This is a genomic window from Pseudomonas sp. URMO17WK12:I11, from assembly GCF_007677725.1.
Taxonomy (GTDB): Bacteria; Pseudomonadota; Gammaproteobacteria; order Pseudomonadales; family Pseudomonadaceae; genus Aquipseudomonas.
In genome coordinates, this window is record NZ_VEDF01000007.1 from 41,199 (window position 1) to 59,546 (window position 18,348).

The window sequence follows — 18,348 nt, forward strand, 5'->3', positions numbered from 1 at the left end:
GGATTATTGTTGTGTTGCCAACAACATCGGCCAGGGGGATGGAAACTTGATAGGGAAAAGTTGACCTTTACGTCAGAAAATTCTCGAGAGCAGGGCAGTGACGGCGGTTTCCACCCGCAGGATACGCTCGCCCAACTGCACCGGAGTCAGGCCGGCTTTGCCGAGCAGCTCCACTTCATACGGGATCCAGCCGCCTTCCGGGCCGATCGCCAGGGTAACCGCACCCTCGACCGCACGCGGGCAGGGCGGATACGAACCGGGGTGGCCGACCAGGCCCAGGGTGCCTGCGGCGATGGCCGGTAGACGGTCTTCGACGAACGGCTTGAAGCGCTTCTCGATGATCACCTCGGGCAGCACCGTATCGCGCGCCTGTTCCAAGCCTAGGATGAGGTTTTCGCAAATGCTCTCAGCGTGCAGGAACGGCGTTTGCCAGAAGCTCTTCTCGACTTTGTAGCTGTTGACCAGGATGAGCCGTTCGACACCCAGGGTGGCGACGGTCTGGAACAGCCGGCGCAGCATCTTCGGGCGCGGCACGGCCAGGATCAGGGTCAGCGGCAGCTTGGCCGGAGGCGCCTGGTCGAACGTCACCTGCAACTCGGCTTCATGGGCCTGCAAGCGCGTGACCACGGCACTGCCCATCAGGCCGCCGAGGCGACCAACGCGCAGGGTATCGCCCACCGCCACGCGGTGAATGTCTTGCATGTGGGTGAAGCGCCGGTCAGCCAGCACCACGCGGTCGGCCGCGATGAAGTCGGCCTCTTCGAGCAGTAGCAGGTTCACGGCTGGGTCGCAGGCGGTTGGTCGTTGTGGTCGTCGCTCACTTCATCTTCGGCCTGGCCACGTTTGCGGATCAGGCTGCCACACAGCACGCCGACTTCGAACAGCAGCCACATGGGCACGGCGAGCAGGGTCTGCGAGAAAATGTCTGGCGGCGTCAGGATCATGCCGACCACGAAGCAGCCGATGATCACGTAAGGGCGAGCCTTTTTCAGGTACTTCACATCGACCACGCCGATCCACACCAGCAGCACCACCGCCACCGGTATCTCGAAGGCGACGCCGAAGGCGAAGAACAGGGTCATGACGAAGTCGAGGTAGCTGGCGATGTCGGTCATCATCTCCACGCCGGCTGGGGTGGCGGCGGCGAAGAAGCTGAACATCAGTGGAAACACCAGGAAGTAGGCGAATGCCATGCCGGCATAGAACAGCAGGATGCTCGACACCAGCAGCGGAATGGCGATGCGCTTTTCATGGCGATACAGCCCCGGGGCGATGAAGCCCCAGATCTGCTGAAGAATGAACGGAATCGCCAGGAACAGCGAGACGATCATGGTCAGCTTGAATGGCGTCAGGAACGGCGAGGCCACATCGGTGGCGATCATCGTGGCATTGGCCGGCAGGTGATCGCGCAGCGGTGCGGAAACCAGCGTGTAGATCTGCTGGGCGAAAGAGAACAGCCCGGCGAAGATCAGGAAAATGACTGCCACGCAGCGCAGCAGACGGGTTCGCAGTTCGGTCAGGTGCGAGACCAGCGGCATCGGCTGGTCGTGTTCCGGATTTTCGCTCATGGGGCTCGCGGCGGTTGAGGCTGTTCGGGTGGTTCGGGTGTGCTGACCGCAGGGGCTGGCGGCGGCGTGGCGGCAGGCGGCTGCGCAGGCGGAGCCTGTGGGTTGAGAATGCGCCTGGCTTCCTCTTCCATGCGCATGATGTGCTCGTTATGCAGCTGGCGGCGGATGTCGTCGGCGCCGATCTCGCGCTCGACTTCCGTCTTGATCGCATTGAAGCTGCGCTTGAGTCGGCCAATCCACAGCCCCGCAGTACGTGCGGCCCCCGGCAGGCGCTCAGGGCCCAGTACCAGCAAGGCGACCAGGCCGACGAGCAGCAGCTCGCTGAAGCTGATGCCGAACATAGGTCAGTCTTTCCGTTGCGGCTCTTGGACCGGTTGGGCCTGGCCTTCGATGGTATGGCCCTGAGGCTGCTGGGCGGTGGTCTGCACCGGGGTGACCGGCGGCACTGGCTGGGCAGGCGGCGGGGTAGGCTCGGCAGGCTTGTGTTCTTCTTCGTTCATGGCTTTGCGAAAGCCCTTGATCGACTCGCCCAGGTCGCTGCCGAAGTTCTTCAGCTTCTTGGTGCCAAAGACCAGGACCACGACGATCAGCAGGACGATCCAGTGTTTCCAGTCAAAAATACCCATTTCGTACTCCGGAAAATTGTCAGTGAATCTTGTGGGGCTGCTCTGCAGCTGCCAGAGATATATCAGGCGCTTGGCTGGCGTGCGGCCTTTTCGTCGTGCCCGGATAGCCCGAAGCGGCGCTCCAGCTCGTCGAGCACGGCCTGTGGATGCTGGCCCAGCGCGCTGAGCATGACCAGGCTATGGAACCACAGGTCGGCGGTCTCGTAGATGACATCGCTGCAATCTTTGCTCAGCGCGGCGTCTTTGGCCGCGATGATGGTCTCGACCGACTCCTCGCCGAGTTTTTCGAGAATCTTGTTCAAGCCCTTGTGGTACAGGCTGGCCACATACGAGCTGTCGGGCGCTGCATGCTTGCGCTCTTCGAGCACGTCGGCCAGGCGGTTGAGGGTCTCGCTCATGTCAGTGTCCTGCGCTGTAGATGGCGTCCGGGTCTTTGACCACCGGATCGACGATGGTCCATTGGCCGTTTTCGAAGACCCGATAGAAGCAGCTTTCACGGCCGGTATGGCAGGCGATATGACCCAGCTGCTCGACCATCAGGATGATCACGTCGGCATCGCAGTCCAGGCGCATTTCATGCAGCTTCTGCACATGGCCGGACTCCTCGCCCTTGCGCCACAGCTTGCCACGCGAACGCGACCAATAGATGGCGCGATTTTCAGCGGCGGTCAGTGCCAGCGCTTCGCGGTTCATCCAGGCCATCATCAAAACGCGTCCGGTCTTGTGGTCCTGGGCGATCGCCGGTACCAGGCCATCGCTGTTCCACTTGATCTCGTCCAGCCAGTCTTTCATCGTCGACTCCAAATCGGGCCCGCTCCTGTACCGAGCCCTTTGCGCTAGTGTGCCAGCCAGCAGCGCGGCTGGCTATTGGCGCACGATCAGGTAAAGGCCGGCAGCCAGCATCAACCAGGCCGGCCAGGCGGCCGGGGCGGCGAGGCTGGCGGCCTCGGCAGCACCGGTGGCCAGCACCGCGCCGCCGCCCAGCAGCCCGGCGCCGAGTAGGCGCAAGGCCCAGCGGTCGCCGCGATGCCGGCGATCCGGCATTTTCGGGTCTTCAAGGTGGGGTTGCGACAGGCGTTCGAGCAGGTCGCGGGTCATGTCGGCCAGGTGCGGCAGTTGCTCGACCTGGCTGTGGATGTTGCCGAGCACGGCCTTGGGGCTCATGCGTTCGCGCATCCAGCGCTCCAGATAAGGCTTGGCAGTGGTCCACAGGTCCAGGTCCGGGTACAGCTGACGGCCCAGACCCTCGATGTTGAGCAGGGTTTTCTGCAGCAGCACCAACTGCGGCTGCACCTCCATGTTGAAGCGCCGAGCGGTCTGGAACAGGCGCATCAACACCTGGCCGAAAGAAATATCCTTCAATGGTTTTTCGAAGATCGGCTCGCACACCGTACGGATCGCGGCTTCGAACTCATTGACCTTGGTCTGCGCCGGCACCCAGCCGGAGTCGATGTGCAACTCGGCCACGCGGCGGTAGTCACGCTTGAAGAACGCGATCAGGTTGCGTGCCAGATAGTCCTGGTCCTCGGCGGTGAGGCTGCCGACGATTCCGCAGTCGATGGCGATGTACTGCGGACTCCAGGGTTTCACCGTGCTGACGAAGATGTTGCCTGGGTGCATGTCGGCGTGGAAAAAGCTGTCACGGAATACCTGGGTGAAGAACACCTCGACGCCGCGTTCGGCCAGCAGCTTCATGTCGGTGCGCTGGTCGGCCAGGGTGGCCATGTCGGTCACCGGCACGCCATAGATGCGCTCCATTACCAACACCTTGGGCCGGCACAGGTCCCAGTAGACCTGGGGTACGTACATCAGCTCGGAGCCTTCGAAATTGCGCCGCAGCTGGCTGGCATTGGCCGCTTCGCGCAAGAGGTCGAGCTCGTCGTAGATGGTTTTTTCGTAATCGTTGACGATCTCGACCGGGTGCAGGCGACGGGCGTCGGCCGAGGCGCGTTCGGCGACCTTGGCGATCTGGAACAGCCACGCCATGTCCTGGGCGATGATCGGTTTCAGGCCTGGACGCACGACCTTGACCACCACTTCTTCGCCGGTCTTCAGCCGTGCGGCATGCACCTGGGCCACCGACGCGGACGCCAGCGGCTCGACGTCGAAGCGGCTGAACAGCTGCGCCACCGGCGCGCCCAGCTGCGCTTCGATCAATGCCACGGCTTGCTTGGGGTCGAATGGCGGAACCCGGTCTTGCAGCAACATCAGTTCATCGGCGATGTCGTTGGGCAGCAGGTCGCGACGGGTCGACAGCAACTGGCCGAACTTGATGAAGATCGGCCCCAGTTCCTGCAGGGCCATGCGCAGGCGGGCTCCACGGGTGAGCGGCGAGGCCTTGCGCGGCAGCCAGCGCCACGGCAGCAGCAGGCGCACGCTGCGCAGCCACCACGGTAAAGGCTGGTCGAACAGCAAGTCATCGAGACGGTAGCGAATGACCACGCGCTGGATGCGGAAAAGACGGCGTACGGCGAGCAGCTTCATGCGTTATCGCTGGTATCAAGGGATCGGGAAAGTCGCTTGAGGCGTGCCTCAAGGCGTTCGATGTCGAGTTTCAGGGTGTCGAGTTCGCTGAACGCGGCCTCGGCTTCGCGCTTGCCCACCAGGGTACGCGATTCTTCGGCCAGGTAGTCGGACAGGCTCTGGCTGAAGCGTGCCAGGCCTTGGCGGGTCCAGCGCGCACGCAGGCGGATGTGGCCAGCGAGCAGCGCCGTGGCAACCGGGCCGAGCCAGCGTTGCAACTCATGCTCCCAGTCCAGCTCCAGGTCCTGCAGCACGCCGAACAGATCGAGCAGTGCGGCGCTGTCGCCGTGCAGCTCGACCTGCGGGCTGTGCAGCACCGCGGTCTTGTCCTTGGCCAGGGCCAGGCGCGCCAGGCTGGCTGCCGGCGCGCGCAGGCTGCAGTCGACCTCGCCCTCCCAGTGGGCAGCGAGCATCAGGCCTTCGTCATCGGGCAGGATGAACACCTGCATGGCCGGTTGCCGGCAGTCGATTTCGATGACCTTGCCCTCCAGCGCGGCCAGCCGCGGCATGGCCGTGCTGTCCATGCGCAGGACACGGTTCAGGCCATGTTCGACACTGGCGAGCAGCCCGGCCAGCAGCATCAGGGTTTGATTCCCCGGTGCACGGCAACGATACCGCTGGTCATGTTGTGGTAGGTGACGCGGTCGAAGCCGGCCTCGACCATCATGCTCTTGAGGGTTTCCTGGTCAGGGTGCATGCGAATCGACTCGGCCAGGTAGCGGTAGCTGTCGGCGTCGTTGGTGATCAGCTTGCCGGCCAGGGGCATGAAGGCGAACGAATAAGCGTCGTAGGCCTTGGACATGAGCTTGTTGGTCGGCTTGGAGAACTCCAGGACCAGCAAACGCCCGCCTGGCTTGAGCACACGCAGCATCGAGCGGATCGCTTGATCCTTGTGGGTGACGTTGCGCAGGCCGAAGGCGATGGTCACGCAGTCGAAGTGGTTGTCCGGGAAGGGCAGTTGCTCGGCGTCAGCCTGCACGAACTCGATGTTGCCGGCCACGCCACGGTCGAGCAGACGGTCACGGCCGACCTTGAGCATCGAGGCGTTGATGTCGGCCAGCACCACCTGGCCGTTGGCGCCGACCAGGCGCGAGAACTTGGCCGCCAGGTCACCGGTGCCGCCTGCGATATCCAGCACGCGGTTACCGGGGCGCACGCCCGACAGCTCGATGGTAAAGCGCTTCCACAGACGGTGCATGCCGCCGGAGAGCACGTCGTTCATCAGGTCGTACTTGGCCGCCACCGAGTGGAACACCTCGGCGACCTTCTTGGCTTTCTGGCTTTCCGGGACGTCCTTGTAGCCAAAATGGGTGGTGGGTTCGGCGTGGTCGCCTTTGCGCTGGTCGTTCATATCGCTTCACCGAAAAAAATTACCGCCATTCTAGGGCCAACCAGCGGATTTGTCTTGGCAGGGTGTGCCGGGGTGCGGGGGCGGGCATAATGCAGATTATGTCTAGATACCCAGGAACACCTGCATGACCCAGATCAGCGTCGAACGCAAACACACTCTCGGCCGCCAAGCCGCTCGTGCCAAGGCCGAGGCGCTGGTCGACAAGCTGACCCGCGAGTACGACCTCAAGGCCACCTGGGATGGCGACCGCGTCGATGTGGCGCGCAGCGGCGCCAAGGGTAGCGTGCAGATCGCCGATGACAGCATCCGCGTGGATCTGAAGCTTGGCCTGATGCTGTCGATGATGAGCGGCACGATCAAGGGTGAAATCGAGCGAGCGTTGGACAAGGCCCTGGCCTGAGGCGCAGGGCCTTTCGCGCTTATGAATCGAGGAAGGGGATGAGCTCCGCCGCCTCTTTGTGGCTCAGGTCGCCGCGGTAGATGCGAATGCGCTCGGCGGGGGTCGTCGAACGTAGCAGTTGCTCGTCACGGTTCAGTGAGCGGGGCTCCCAGAACTTCAAGTGACCCTTGGCGAAGGCCTGCGGTGCGGCCCCGGCATCGGTGTAATGGAAGTGTGCCTCCCAGAGTTTACGCCGCGGCGATATCCGGTCGATGGCATAGACATCCAGAAAATCGCCATCACCCAGGCGCTTGCGCGATTTTGCCAGGGTGATGTCCACCTCGCCGCGTGCCAGCAGGTAGCGCAGCGCCGTGCTGTCCGGGTGGCGCGTGTCGATGTAGGCCGCGGTGAGCAGGCGGTTTTTTTCGCGCTCCATCTCCTCGGCTGCCAGGCGCAGGCGCCCGGCCAGCGCGTGGCCATCATCGGGGCCTGCCTCAAGCTGGCTGGCGATTTCAGTCATGTCATTGATATGCCAGTCCAACAGGTCGGCCAGGCTGTTCGGCTCGCTGGTGTAGCGGGCGGCCAGGGCGAGCTGTTGCTCCTTGCGCGCCAACAGTCCGGTACCGATGTTGCGCAACGCCATGGCGCTTTTTTCAGCCGCTGGGGCGGACACTTCGTACCAGCGATCACCGCGCAGCTCAAAGCGTGCGATCGACTGCCGGGTGATCGGGTCGCGCTGGACGGCATGGTCCTCATTCGAGCCCTGCTGCGCCAGCACCGCCTTGCCGCGTGCGGTCCGGATCAACTTGGCTTTGCCGGGCTTGGGCCGGTACGGCAGCGCCCGCAGTGGCGCGGCGACACCGCTGGCCTGCTCCTTCAGGCGATGGCTCAGGTCCCGCTCGGCCAGGGCTTTGATGGCCGACAGGCTGGTGCTGTATTCAGTCAGCCTGGCTGCGTTGATCGCCGGATCCTCGACGGCCAGCATATAGTTGGCCACGGCGAGCGAGCGGTCGTATTCACGCACGACGTTGCTCAATATCTCTGCTTGCTGATCAGCGGGCAGTTCGGCGGTGGCCAGGCCATCATGGCTGAGTATCGCGCGCTGCAGGTCGCTGTCATGCAGCCCGGCCTGCAGGCGCAGCAGTTCGTCGAAGCTCTCCAGCGTCAACAGATCGCGGTCAAGGGTCAGGTGGGCCAGGTCGCTGACGATCTGGCCCCGTACCAGTAAAGTCGAATAGTAGCGCTGATCGACATAGCGGTTGATCTTCTGCGCCTTGTTGTCGAACTGCACCTGCGCATCGCCCATGAAGGCCGTGAGGTTTTCATCCAGGCGTGTACTGACCACCAATAGCCGGCGATGCACGTCCAGCGCACTGCCCAGGCGCTCACGGTAGCTGGCATAGAGCGACGCTTGCTCCTCGCCCCACTCCAGCTTCGCCAGGGTGTTGGAGCTGGTCTTGATGCTGTCGTAGTCGTTGCTTTCGAGCAGGCGATGGAACAGGTACATGTCATTGTCCAGCAGCTGCTCGGACCACTGCCCTCGGGCGTATCGCGCTGTTTCGATGGGGTCGAAGCGGGCGAAGCGAGGCTCGCACAGCTGTGTGTACAAGTCGATGTTGGCCACCAGGTAGGCCGCCTGCTTTTCGCGCAGCAACGCGAGCATATGGATGTGCGGATGCAGCTCGCGGCGCATTTGCGTCAGGGCATCACGCCGCGCCTTGAGCTCGTCAGGCAAAGTGCCTGCCTGATCTTCAGGCAAGCGCTCGATGTCCTGCCTGAGTGCCTGCGTAGCCTCTTCATACGGGATGATGCGGGCGGTGTTGGGCCGCGCCAGGTCATCGAGTTTGACCAAGGCGGCATTGTTGGCCTTGGTCGTCTCCTTGAGTGCCAGGTAAGCCTTGTGATTCGCCTCGCTGATGGCCTGGCGGGTCCTGGGCATGCCTCCTGCGAGGTTCAGGCCAAGCGCCCACTGGCCGTTCCAGCGCGTGACCCATGGACCCACACTGCGCTCGCGACCGGCGATGTAATAGCCGTCTGGGTTACCGCCCCATTGGCCGGACCATTCGCTACGCCATTGCTCAGGCCCGATGATGTGCAGACCTGACCAGCTTTCCTGAACCTCGAAGGCACTGCCCTGAAGGTCGACATAGTAACGGCCCTCCACCTTGAACAGCCCACGCAAACGGCCATGCGGTTCTGGCTGCCTGCCGCGCAGGTCGATGGCTGCGCGCAGTCCGTTCAGGCGCTGACGTTGCTCAGCCGAGAGGTTGCCAAGCCGCTGCGTGTCGGCCCAGCGCGTGACGTTGAGCGGTGCCTGTGGCAGCTGCTCGACGGGTTTCCAGGCAACTTGTCGGGGTTCCTCGCAGGCGAAGGTGGTTTCTGCCTGGCGCTTCTGAACGCCCAGCAGCTTGGGTTCGATGGATGATGAGGCGGCGGTGTCGACCTCGCCCGCGCCATGCCGATGGCTTAGCAACATGGCGAGATTGATCAGCAGATCGACGCCAGCTAGCACGCGCTCGCCCTGGCCACCGTCAGTGAGCGCCGCCATATCCTGCTTGATGGCCTTGAGACTGCCCAGCAGCCACAGCACGCTCGCCACTGGCCCCGGTAACAAGGCGACGAGGGTATCGAACGCGAGCCAGGCCAATTGCGTGATCATGCTCCAGCGCAGTTGTGCATTGGAGGGGCTTTGCCGCGAGGCGAGCAATGTCAGTGCTTGTCCGCGGGCCTGGAACATGGGGTTGTCCAGGTCGCCCTGCCAGGCCGTGAATGAAATGCTCGCCGGCACTCGCTGCGCTCGCAGCAATGCGTCCAGAATGCCCGGAGCACCCCCCAGCAGATGTGCCAGTTCGGCGAGGTCGCGATGCAGGTTGGGTTTGGCGAAGCCGCCGTCGGCGTAGATGTCCCGGGCATCGTCGTCCAGCCACGCCAGCATGTTCTGCTGAAGTTCGCCTTCGGCGCGAATGTCAGCCATCAACTGACCGAGATTGTCGTATTGCCTGATGGCGTCGTCGATCAACAGCGGTCGATACAGCACCCAGCAGTCCAGGGCGACGAATCTGAGCAGAAACGTGTAGTGGACAGTGTTGGCTGCCGAGGCTTGCGGGGTGCAGCGAAACGCCAGCGGGGCCATCTGAATGTCCGTCGCCTCGCTCGAGCGGGTGCGGCAGAAACCCGACAAGGCGTACCATGCGTTTTCGCTCAGGCGTCGCTCGATTCTGGCACGAAGGGCGTTGAGCAACAGCGCAGTTCGCCACTCGACGGCGAACGCCTGCAGACGCTGCGGGTGGCTGGCAGCCTCGTCGAGTCGGGCTTTGACGTACAGCGGATACTGGCCGCCGATATCCAGCGTGTAGACCATCTGCTGGACATAGTCCGGATTCATCCAGGCTGGCACGCTGCCTGAATCGCTATCGGTCACGCCAGTGAGCGCCTCATTGTCGCTGCCGCGCAGCCGCGCGATCGCCAACGCGGTCAGGCTCTCCGTGCGCAGCGGTTCCAGGCGTGCCGGGCCTGTGGAAGACACCTGTACCACCTGGGCGATCGACACTTGCAACGCGTCCGGATCCAGCGCTGGGCTGTCCGGGTGGTCCAGCCGCATCTGCTCGCTCAGGCGCCGCGCCGCATACTGCTCAAGGCTGTCGATATCGCTCGTCGATGCGCCGCCCTTGCTCAGGGCCTGGCGCGCAGCCAGCTCGAACAGTACCTGTTGATACTCGAAGCGATCGGTGGCGCTGGCTTGGTCAAGCCAGGCGGGCAGCGCGGCATGGAACGTGACGGCAGGGGCCACTTCACTGTCGCAGAACACCCACGAGGGGTCGCTCAACAGGCTGTACAGCGTTTCGAGCACCGAAACCTCGGTAACATCCTCGCGGCAAAGCCGTCCCAGGCTGTCGAGCACCCCGTTCAGCAGTTGCATGGCCAGGTAGGCGAACGGATCCTCCTCGAGCTTCTGACAGGCCCAGGTCATCGCGTCGAAGCGATAGATCTGCGACAGAAAGCCGTCCAGTGCCGTGCCGAAGGCCTCGAGGCTGTCGAAGCTGCGTACGGTTGCGCAGGGGTTGCACCACAGCAGCGTCTGCCGACCGCCGCGCTCGACGTGCACCAGCAGGTCAGGGAGATTCCGTTCATGGGTGATGCCCTGATCGAGCAGCGTGATCTGCAGGGCAGAAACCCTCGGTGCCTGCGCACCGCCCTCGCTCAGGGCGTACAGCAGCTCCTTCTCGTCGTCGGCCAGGCCTTGATACTCGATGTTTGCAAGCAGGATGCCTTTGAGCAGTTGCGCCACCCAGTGCAGACGCGAGATGTCCGAGCCGGGTTCGCTGCCGGTCCAGTAGCTGACCTGTGCCCGTTGAAACACCTCGACCAATGCTTCCAGAAACCCATTGAAGTCGGCACTGAGCTGCTCCATCGGCATGACGTTGTCAGCAAATGCATGCTCGCCTGCAGGATGCTCGGGCGCGCGTAGGGGTTCAGGAGGCGCCATGCTGAGCTGCGAATCGGCGGCCAGGCGCAAGGGTTGGTGGGTCAGCCAATGCTCGAGCAACGTATCTACCAAGGCGACGGCAGGCGTTTGGTCGGCTGGCATCAGCCAGATGTGCTCCAGCGACTGCACGCGGGGGAAGTGATGGCTGATCCATGGGCATCTGGCCTGCAGCACGCTGAAGCCTTCTTTGGCCACTGTCTGGCGCAACGTCGGGCGCCCGGTGAAACAGGCCGCTACCTGTTGCCTGGCCGGCACTACGGAGGAAAGTCGGGAAGGGTGCATGGTTGGGCTCCGCTTGAGGTGACCCGCGACCCTAAGTCGAACGCCCCAGGCGGCAGAGGTAGATAAATCCCGCTTCGCGCTAGGGTGCAGTTTCTAATTTTCTTCCCTACCGTGTGTTCAATCCGTTTCTACGGGCAGTTTCCCTCCACTGATGAGCATGAGGTACAGAGCATGGCCAAAGTGACTGTGAAGAAAAAAGACGACGCGCCCGGCACGCTGGGCGAAGTGCGCGGCTACGCGCGCAAGATCTGGCTGGCCGGCATCGGCGCCTACGCTCGGGTCGGGCAGGATGGCGCCGATTACTTCAACGCGTTGGTCAAGGCCGGCGAAGGTGTCGAGAAACGCGGCAAACAGCGCATCGACGAAGAACTCGACGCGGCCAATCAGCACATCGACGAGGCAAGCGTTGAAATCAGTCGAGTGCGGGGTAACGTCGAAACTGGCCTGGAAAAGATCGAAAAAGCTTTCGACGCACGGGTAGGTCGCGCCTTGAATCGCCTTGGCATTCCGTCTAAACATGACGTTGAGGCGTTGTCCATCAAGCTTGAACAGCTGCATCAGCTGCTTGAGCGCGTCGCGCACAAACCATAAGGAGAGCAGGATGGCTGGCAAGAAAAAGTCCGATAAAGACGGCAGCTCCTGGGTCGGCGGGGTCGAGAAGTACTCCCGCAAGATCTGGCTGGCAGGGCTGGGTATCTACTCGAAAATCGACCAGGACGGCTCCAAGCTGTTCGACTCACTGGTCAAGGACGGTGAGAAGGCCGAGAAACAGGCCAAGCAGACCGCAGAGGAGGTGGCCGACACCGCCAAGTCCTCGACTTCATCGCGTGTAGCGGGGGTCAAGGACCGTGCCTTGGGCAAATGGAGCGAACTCGAAGAAGCCTTCGACAAGCGCCTGAACAGCGCCATTTCGCGCCTCGGTGTGCCGAGCCGTAACGAGATCAAGGCCTTGCACCAGCAGGTCGACACCCTGACCAGGCAGATCGAGAAACTGACCGGTGCATCGGTGACCCCTGTGTCAGCGCCGGCTGCGAAAAAACCTGCCTCCGCCAAAGCGACGGCCAAGCCGTTGGCCAAACCTGCAGCCAAGAGCGCGGCCAAGCCTGCGGCAAAATCGGCAGCGGCCAAACCCGCAGCCAGCAAATCGGCAGCGAGCAAGTCGGCAGCAGCCGAGCCAGCCGCCAAGGCGCCGGCCAAGCCCGCGCCAGCGAAGAGAGCCGTCGCCAAGCCCGCCGCCAAGAAGGCACCACGCAAGGCGGCGGCCGCCTCTGCCAGTGATGCTGCCAGCGCTGAGCAGACGTCATCTGCAGCTTCGGCCAGCACCGCGCCATCGGCGCCAAGCGGCACCGGCACGTTGATCTGACAGCGGCTGGGGGCGTTTCGCGGGCTAGCCAGGATCGCCCCGCGAAGCGCCGGCTTCAAACCTCCAGATACCGCATCGCAAGCGCCTGCGCCGCGTCGCGCGCTTGCTCGTGCAAATGCGGCGCGACCAGCAGCATCACCTGATAGACCACCACGCCCACATCCCCCTCGCGCCCCAGTACGCGCTGGTAATCCAGCGAGAACAACAGGGTCAAGGTGATCTGCTCGACCAGCTGCCCCAGTGCCTGGGTGCCGCTGACCACCTGGCCCTGGCCTTTGAGACTGGCCAGCAAGGCCGCCAAGGTGCGCTTGAGTGCGTTGATCAGGCCGCGCATGCCGCGTGCCAGCTTGGGCAGGCGCCCGCTGAGGTTGGACAGGTCCTGGAACAGAAAGCGGTATTGCGCCATGCGCTCGACGATCAGGTGCAGGAACAGCCAGTAGTCCTCGGCATCCAGCCGCACGTGCACAGGCGGGTCGAGCAACGGCATCAGCGCATCCTCGAAACGCTCGAACAGCCCATGGATCAAAGGCTCCTTGCCATGGAAGTGGTAGTACAGGTTGCCAGGGCTGATGCCCAGCTCATTGGCGATCTCCAGGGTCGAGACGTTTGGCTCGCCCTGCTGATTGAACAACTGCAGGGCGCATTCGAGGATGCGGTCGCGGGTCTTCATCAGTCAGGCTTCTCATCGGCTCAGCACGTAAGTGCCCGGTGCGGGGCCCAGTGCAGGATAACGGGCATTGCCCAACGCGCTGCGTGGCGCCTTGAGCGGCCCTGAACGTGGCTTGATCCACTCCAGCCATGCTGGCCACCAACTGCCCTCGCGGCGTTGTGCGTCGTGCAACCAGGCGCGTGGATCACTCGCCAATGTGGGGTTTTCCAGGTAGTGCGCCTTGGGGTTGCCGGGTGGATTGATGATGCTCTGGATGTGCCCGCTATTGGCCAGCACGAAGCGCCGGTCGCCGCCGAGCAGCAGGGCCGAACGGTACACCGCGTCCCAAGGGGTGATATGGTCATTACTGCCGGCTACGGTGAAGCTGTCCAGGTCGACCTGGCCGAGATCGATGGGCGTACCACACACGTCCAGGCCTGCGGCACGGGTCAGCGGGTTGAGTTTGAAAAAGTCCAGGAGGTCACGGTGCAAGGCGGCCGGCAGTCGCGTGCTGTCGGCGTTCCAGTAAAGGATGTCGAATGCCGGCGGTGTCTTGCCCAGCAGGTAGTTGTTGACCCAGTAGTTCCAGATCAGGTCATTGGGCCGCATCCAGGCGAAGATACGCGCCACCTCGCCACCGTCCAGCACCCCGCGCTGATACGACCGGCGTTTGGCCGCCTCGAGGGTCTGCTCGTCGGCGAACAGGCTCGCCGGGCTATCGAACTGGCTGTCGAGCAAGCTCACCAGGTAAGTGGCACTGCGCACCCGCCGCAGCTTCTGCCTGGCCTGCAGATGGCCCTGTAGCGCGGCCATGGTCAGCCCGCCTGCGCAGGCGCCCATCAGGTGCGGGTCGCGGCTGGCGCTGATGCTGCGACAGGCGTCGAGCGCTTCTTCCAAGGCGTGTACATAGCGTGAAAGGCCCCACTCGCGATGACACGGATCGGGGTTGCGCCAGCTGATCATGAAGACCTGCAGGCCGTTCTTGAGCATGTACTGCACCAGGCTGTTGGTCGGTTGCAGATCGAAGATGTAGTACTTGTTGATCTGCGGCGGCACCACCAGCACGGGCCGGGCGTGTTGTCTTTCGCTCATCGGCTGGTACTGGATCAGTTCCAGCAGTTCGTTGCGAAACACCACCGCGCCAGGGCTGGCCGCCAGGTTTTCGCCCACCTGGAACGCACGCTCGTCCACCTGCCGTGGCAAGCCATCGTTATGGCGCAGATCATCGAGTAGATGGCCGATACCGCGCACAAGGCTCTGCCCACCGGTATTCAACAGCTCCTTGACCGCCAGCGGGTTGAGCGGCGAGTTACTCGGCGCCAGGGCGTCATTGATCAGGTTGAACAGAAAGTGCGCGCGGGCGCGGTCATCGGCATTCTGGTGAGTTTCGTCGATCCACAGGCGGGTGTGTTTCTGCCAGGCCAGGTAGGCTTGCAGGCTACGCCGGTAAAACGGATTCTGGCGCCACGTTGGATCGGCGAAGCGGTTATCGCGGGCGCTGGGTTGGTACGGGGTGTCGCCAAGCATCACCCGCCCCAGCTGGTTACCCAGGGCCAGCAGGTGGCGGGCGGTAGGCAGCGGATTGCCCAGGCCGTGGCGTCCCACGCTGCGCAAGGTCGACAACAGGTCACGGCCACGCACGCCGAGAATGGCCTGGTGCGCATCGCTGTGGGTGGCGGGATGCGTCGGCGCTCCCTTGCCCGGGTGGTCTTGCATGGCAACACTCCTTGTCTGACCCTGTGCAGCGCTGCCGCTGCTTTCACCTCACCTTCACGCACCCGGAGCCGGGCGGGGGTGCATGACCGCGCGCTGACGTTCTTGTTGGAGGAATTTCATGATGATGGGCGCGACGGCCTCGGCCCGGGTAATCAGGAACAAGTGGCCGTCGTCGATAATGTGTAGCTGGGCATTGGGAATTCGCCAAGCCAGCAGGCGCATGTTGATCAGCGGAATCAGCGGGTCGTCGTCACCGGCCAGCACCAAAGTCGGCTGCTGGATCTTGTGCAGCCAGTGAATGCTGGTCCAGCCGAGCCCGGCGAACAGCTGCCAGTAGTAGCCCAGCTTGCCGCCGGAGCGCACCTTGGCGGCGTGATGCATGGCTAGCTCGGGATCGCGGCGAAAGCCGCCGCCATAGATCAGCGGAGCGATGCGCATCACATGCGAAGGCTGCACATAGCGCCTTGGGCTGGCCATCATCCACAGCACCTTGGGTTTGCCAGGTACCATGACTGCGCCGGCAGCGGTGGCCGCCAGCACCAGTTTCTTGCAGCGCTCGGGGTAATCGTGGGCGAACTGCTGGGCCAGCGCGCCGCCCCAGGACACGCCGATGACGTTGACCTGGCCGTAGTCCAGGTAATCGAGCATGCGCGCGGTGAGCTTGGCCAGACCGGGGAAGCGATACGGGTGGCGCGGGGTCGACGAGCCGCCGACGCCGGGCACGTCGAAGGCAATGATTTCCAGGTCTGGGTCCAGGGCTTCGATGAACGGGAAGACCAGCTCCAGGTTGGCACCGATGCCATTGAAGATCAGCAGCGGCGTCAGGTGCGGCTTGCCTGGACGCACTGCGGTACGGATGGATTGTTCGTCCAGTTCGACGGTGCGAAAAACGTAGGGTAGCGGCATGCGCGTGGCTCTGTGGCTGGAGGATGCACCGTGGCACGCACCGCGCGGCCACGGCGTTGCAACTTAGCGCTCGTGTACGTAGGTGCCAGGTGCTGCTTCGCCGGCAGGGTAGGCACGATTACCCAGGCGCGTGGGGGCCTTCTTCAAGTCGCCTGCGCGTTCGCCCAACCAGCGTTGCCAATGCAGCCACCATGAATCGGCGTGCTTGTCGGCGTTTTCCTGCCAGGCAATCGGATCACCTGGGCGATCGGCACCGGTCAGGAAGCGTGCCTTGGGGTTGCCGGGTGGATTGAGGATGCTCTGGATATGGCCGCTGTTGGACAACACGAATTCGATCTTGCCGCCGAACAGGTGCGCCGAGCGGTAGCACGACTGCCATGGGGTGATGTGATCGGCAGTGCCGGCCACGCTGAAGATGTCGCACTGGACCTGCTTCAGATCGATGGGGGTGCCGCAGACCTCCAGCGCGTCGGCGCGGGTCAGCGGGTTGTTCTTGAACATTTCGATCAGGTCGCCGTGAAACGCAGCGGGCAAGCGCGTGGTGTCGTTGTTCCAGAACAGGATGTCGAACACCGGCGGTTCGTTGCCCAGCAGATAATTGTTGACCCAGTAGTTCCAGATCAGGTCGTTGGGGCGCATCCAGGCGAATACCTTGGCCATGTCGCTGCCTTCGAGCACCCCTGACTGATAGGAGTGGCGCTTGGCCGCCTCCAGGGTCTGCTCGTCGACGAACAGCGCCACCTGGGTATCGAGGGTTGTGTCCAGGACGCTGACCAGCAGGGTGAGGGCGTTGACCTTCTGCTCGCCAAGGGCCGCATAGTGACCGACCAGCGCCGTGCAGGTGATCCCGCCGGAGCACGCGCCGAGCATGTTCAGGTCTTTGCTGCCGGTAATCGCCAGGACCGCGTCCACGGCTTCTTTCAAGGCATCGATGTAGGTCGACAGGCCCCACTCGCGCTGGGCTTTGGTGGGGTTGCGCCAGCTGATGATGAACGTCTGCTGCTGGGAGCGCAGGCAGAAGCGTGCCAGGCTCTTTTCCGGGCTCAAGTCGAATACGTAGAACTTGTTGATCTGCGGCGGCACGACCAGCAAGGGGCGGGCATGCACCTGTTCGGTGATCGGGCTGTACTGGATCAGTTCGAGCACGTCGTTGCGAAAGACCACCGCGCCGTCGCTGGTGCCCAGGTTCTTGCCGACCTCGAAGGCATTCATGTTGACCTGGCTGGGCATGCCGCCATTGTTGACCATGTCCTTGGCCAGGTTGGACAAGCCATCGAGCAGGCTCTTGCCGCCGGTCTCGAAGAAGCGCTTGACCGCAGCCGGGTTGGACAGGGTATTGGTCGGCGCCATGGCTTCGGTCATCAGGTTGATGACGAACTGGCCACGGCTGATGTCCTGTGGCGAAAGGTCACTGTCGCCGATCCACGCCTGCAATTCGTTGCGCCAGGCGAGGTAGGTCTGCAGGTAGCGGCGGTACAGGGGGTTCTGGCTCCAGGCCGGGTCGGCGAAGCGGCGGTCGTCGCTTTCCGGGGTCAGGCTGGACTTGCCCAGCAGCACGTTTTTCAGCTCCAGGCCGAAATGCGCGACATGCTTGGCGCTGTGCAGTGGCTGGCGCACCGCCTGGCGCAGCACGGTGCGCGCCGAGCTCAGCAGGTCCTTGCGGCGGATGCCGATGACCGGGTTCAGGCCCAGCGTGTTTTCCGAGGCCTGGCGCTGCAACTCATCGTTGTTCTTGTTACTCATCTGCGACGCTCCGTTGTCCTGAGACGAGTACCGGTTTGCTGTGGCCAGTGCACAGTCGACAGCCCGGTACTGCTACTCGGGTGACCAGTGATAAGGAACAGCGGTGCTGCGGGCCGGATGCGTGGGCGATGAGCTGCGAAGGTTATGGGTAAAGACTGCCTGCGTTCGCTCGCGACCTCGACACACCAGCCAGTGCCTGCCTGCAAGGCGATGCAGGGAGCTTGCCAGTTCCATTGGTTACCCGACTTTCATGTAATGCGCAAGACAACCCTTCCAGGGGCTGTCTGTAAGGCATTCAAACAGATGAGATTAGAAAATGCGCTCTAAAACCTGCAAGGCTTGAGCTAGAGCATGAGTTTGACCACTGATTCGGCCGGGTCGCGGGATTTTCCGGCGTTGTGCAGTTCATCGAGATAGTCAGCCCACAGCTGCTGTTGGCGCAGGCAGAGCTGTTCGAGGTATTCCCAGGTGAACAGTCCGCTGTCGTGGCCGTCGTCGAAGGTCAATTTCAGTGCATATTGGCCAGCAGGCTCAAGGCCGACCAGACCGACATTGATCTTGCCGACTTGCAAGATCGGATTGCCATGGCCCTGGACCTCGGCAGATGGGGAGTGCACCCGCAGAAATTCGGCAGGCAGGTGATAGACCTCGCCGGGCGCGTAGGTAAGGCTGAGGGTCTTGGAGGCTTTATGCAGGTTGATCGCGGTGGGCAGACGCGCCATGGTCCTAATTCTCTCTCTGAAGCTGCAAGCGACG

Annotated in this window: 17 protein-coding genes and 1 pseudogene; 3 read left to right on the plus strand and 15 right to left on the minus strand. The window is 63.1% G+C overall.

What is annotated here, in order from left to right; genetic code table 11:
* Positions 1-72: 72 nt before the first annotated feature.
* From FS665_RS14620 to ubiE, 9 genes and pseudogenes are all read right to left on the minus strand, one after another.
* Entirely contained in the window at positions 73-780 is a 708-nt protein-coding gene (locus FS665_RS14620) for a 16S rRNA (uracil(1498)-N(3))-methyltransferase (RefSeq protein ID WP_145189641.1), read from the minus strand.
* Positions 777-1,568, minus strand: coding sequence for a twin-arginine translocase subunit TatC (gene tatC, locus FS665_RS14625; protein WP_145189644.1), 792 nt, complete (start codon positions 1,566-1,568; stop codon positions 777-779). Before tatC ends, FS665_RS14620 begins: the two co-directional genes overlap by 4 nt.
* 2 nt (positions 1,569-1,570) lie before the next feature.
* Positions 1,571-1,909, minus strand: a pseudogene (gene tatB, locus FS665_RS14630) (Sec-independent protein translocase protein TatB); the annotation flags it as partial.
* Between the two features lie 3 nt (positions 1,910-1,912).
* Positions 1,913-2,194, minus strand: coding sequence for a twin-arginine translocase TatA/TatE family subunit (locus FS665_RS14635; RefSeq protein WP_145189649.1), 282 nt, complete (start codon positions 2,192-2,194; stop codon positions 1,913-1,915).
* Positions 2,195-2,256: 62 nt separating this feature from the next.
* A complete protein-coding gene (locus tag FS665_RS14640; RefSeq protein WP_145189652.1) occupies positions 2,257-2,592 on the minus strand; it encodes a phosphoribosyl-ATP diphosphatase in 336 nt (111 codons plus the stop codon).
* Position 2,593: 1 nt separating this feature from the next.
* Positions 2,594-2,986 carry a phosphoribosyl-AMP cyclohydrolase gene (hisI, locus tag FS665_RS14645; RefSeq protein WP_145189655.1) on the minus strand — a complete coding sequence of 131 codons (393 nt, stop codon included), beginning with the start codon at positions 2,984-2,986 and terminating at the stop codon, positions 2,594-2,596.
* Positions 2,987-3,058: 72 nt separating this feature from the next.
* Complete coding sequence (gene ubiB, locus FS665_RS14650; RefSeq protein ID WP_145189658.1) at positions 3,059-4,678, minus strand: ubiquinone biosynthesis regulatory protein kinase UbiB; 1,620 nt, start codon at positions 4,676-4,678, stop codon at positions 3,059-3,061.
* Positions 4,675-5,298, minus strand: a complete 624-nt coding sequence (locus FS665_RS14655) for an SCP2 domain-containing protein (protein ID WP_145189661.1) — start codon at positions 5,296-5,298, stop codon at positions 4,675-4,677. Before FS665_RS14655 ends, ubiB begins: the two co-directional genes overlap by 4 nt.
* A complete protein-coding gene (gene ubiE / locus FS665_RS14660; RefSeq protein WP_145189664.1) occupies positions 5,298-6,068 on the minus strand; it encodes a bifunctional demethylmenaquinone methyltransferase/2-methoxy-6-polyprenyl-1,4-benzoquinol methylase UbiE in 771 nt (256 codons plus the stop codon). Before ubiE ends, FS665_RS14655 begins: the two co-directional genes overlap by 1 nt.
* Positions 6,069-6,192: 124 nt before the next feature.
* Here ubiE and FS665_RS14665 point away from each other — a divergent pair, with 124 nt between their 5' ends.
* On the plus strand, positions 6,193-6,468 hold the full coding sequence (locus FS665_RS14665; RefSeq protein WP_145189667.1) for a polyhydroxyalkanoic acid system family protein: 276 nt from the start codon (positions 6,193-6,195) through the stop codon (positions 6,466-6,468).
* Positions 6,469-6,487: 19 nt separating this feature from the next.
* Here FS665_RS14665 and FS665_RS14670 read toward each other — a convergent pair whose 3' ends face one another.
* Complete coding sequence (locus FS665_RS14670; protein WP_145189670.1) at positions 6,488-11,215, minus strand: DUF6543 domain-containing protein; 4,728 nt, start codon at positions 11,213-11,215, stop codon at positions 6,488-6,490.
* 171 nt (positions 11,216-11,386) lie between these two features.
* Here FS665_RS14670 and FS665_RS14675 point away from each other — a divergent pair, with 171 nt between their 5' ends.
* Positions 11,387-11,806 carry a phasin family protein gene (locus FS665_RS14675; protein WP_145189673.1) on the plus strand — a complete coding sequence of 140 codons (420 nt, stop codon included), beginning with the start codon at positions 11,387-11,389 and terminating at the stop codon, positions 11,804-11,806.
* Positions 11,807-11,816: 10 nt separating this feature from the next.
* Complete coding sequence (locus FS665_RS14680; RefSeq protein ID WP_145189676.1) at positions 11,817-12,578, plus strand: phasin family protein; 762 nt, start codon at positions 11,817-11,819, stop codon at positions 12,576-12,578.
* A 55-nt stretch (positions 12,579-12,633) separates the two neighbouring features.
* On the opposite strand, the gene FS665_RS14685 is transcribed toward FS665_RS14680, so the two are convergent.
* From FS665_RS14685 to FS665_RS14705, 5 genes are all read right to left on the minus strand, one after another.
* The gene (locus FS665_RS14685) at positions 12,634-13,248 is read right to left on the minus strand and encodes a TetR/AcrR family transcriptional regulator (RefSeq protein ID WP_145189678.1); all 615 of its coding nucleotides are present in this window, start codon (positions 13,246-13,248) and stop codon (positions 12,634-12,636) included.
* A 12-nt stretch (positions 13,249-13,260) separates the two neighbouring features.
* Entirely contained in the window at positions 13,261-14,943 is a 1,683-nt protein-coding gene (phaC, locus tag FS665_RS14690) for a class II poly(R)-hydroxyalkanoic acid synthase (protein WP_145189680.1), read from the minus strand.
* 54 nt (positions 14,944-14,997) lie between these two features.
* On the minus strand, positions 14,998-15,849 hold the full coding sequence (gene phaZ / locus FS665_RS14695) for a poly(3-hydroxyalkanoate) depolymerase (protein WP_145189682.1): 852 nt from the start codon (positions 15,847-15,849) through the stop codon (positions 14,998-15,000).
* A 63-nt stretch (positions 15,850-15,912) separates the two neighbouring features.
* A complete protein-coding gene (gene phaC, locus FS665_RS14700) occupies positions 15,913-17,592 on the minus strand; it encodes a class II poly(R)-hydroxyalkanoic acid synthase (RefSeq protein ID WP_145189684.1) in 1,680 nt (559 codons plus the stop codon).
* A gap of 344 nt (positions 17,593-17,936) precedes the next feature.
* The gene (locus tag FS665_RS14705) at positions 17,937-18,314 is read right to left on the minus strand and encodes a gamma-butyrobetaine hydroxylase-like domain-containing protein (RefSeq protein ID WP_145189686.1); all 378 of its coding nucleotides are present in this window, start codon (positions 18,312-18,314) and stop codon (positions 17,937-17,939) included.
* Positions 18,315-18,348 lie beyond the last annotated feature (34 nt).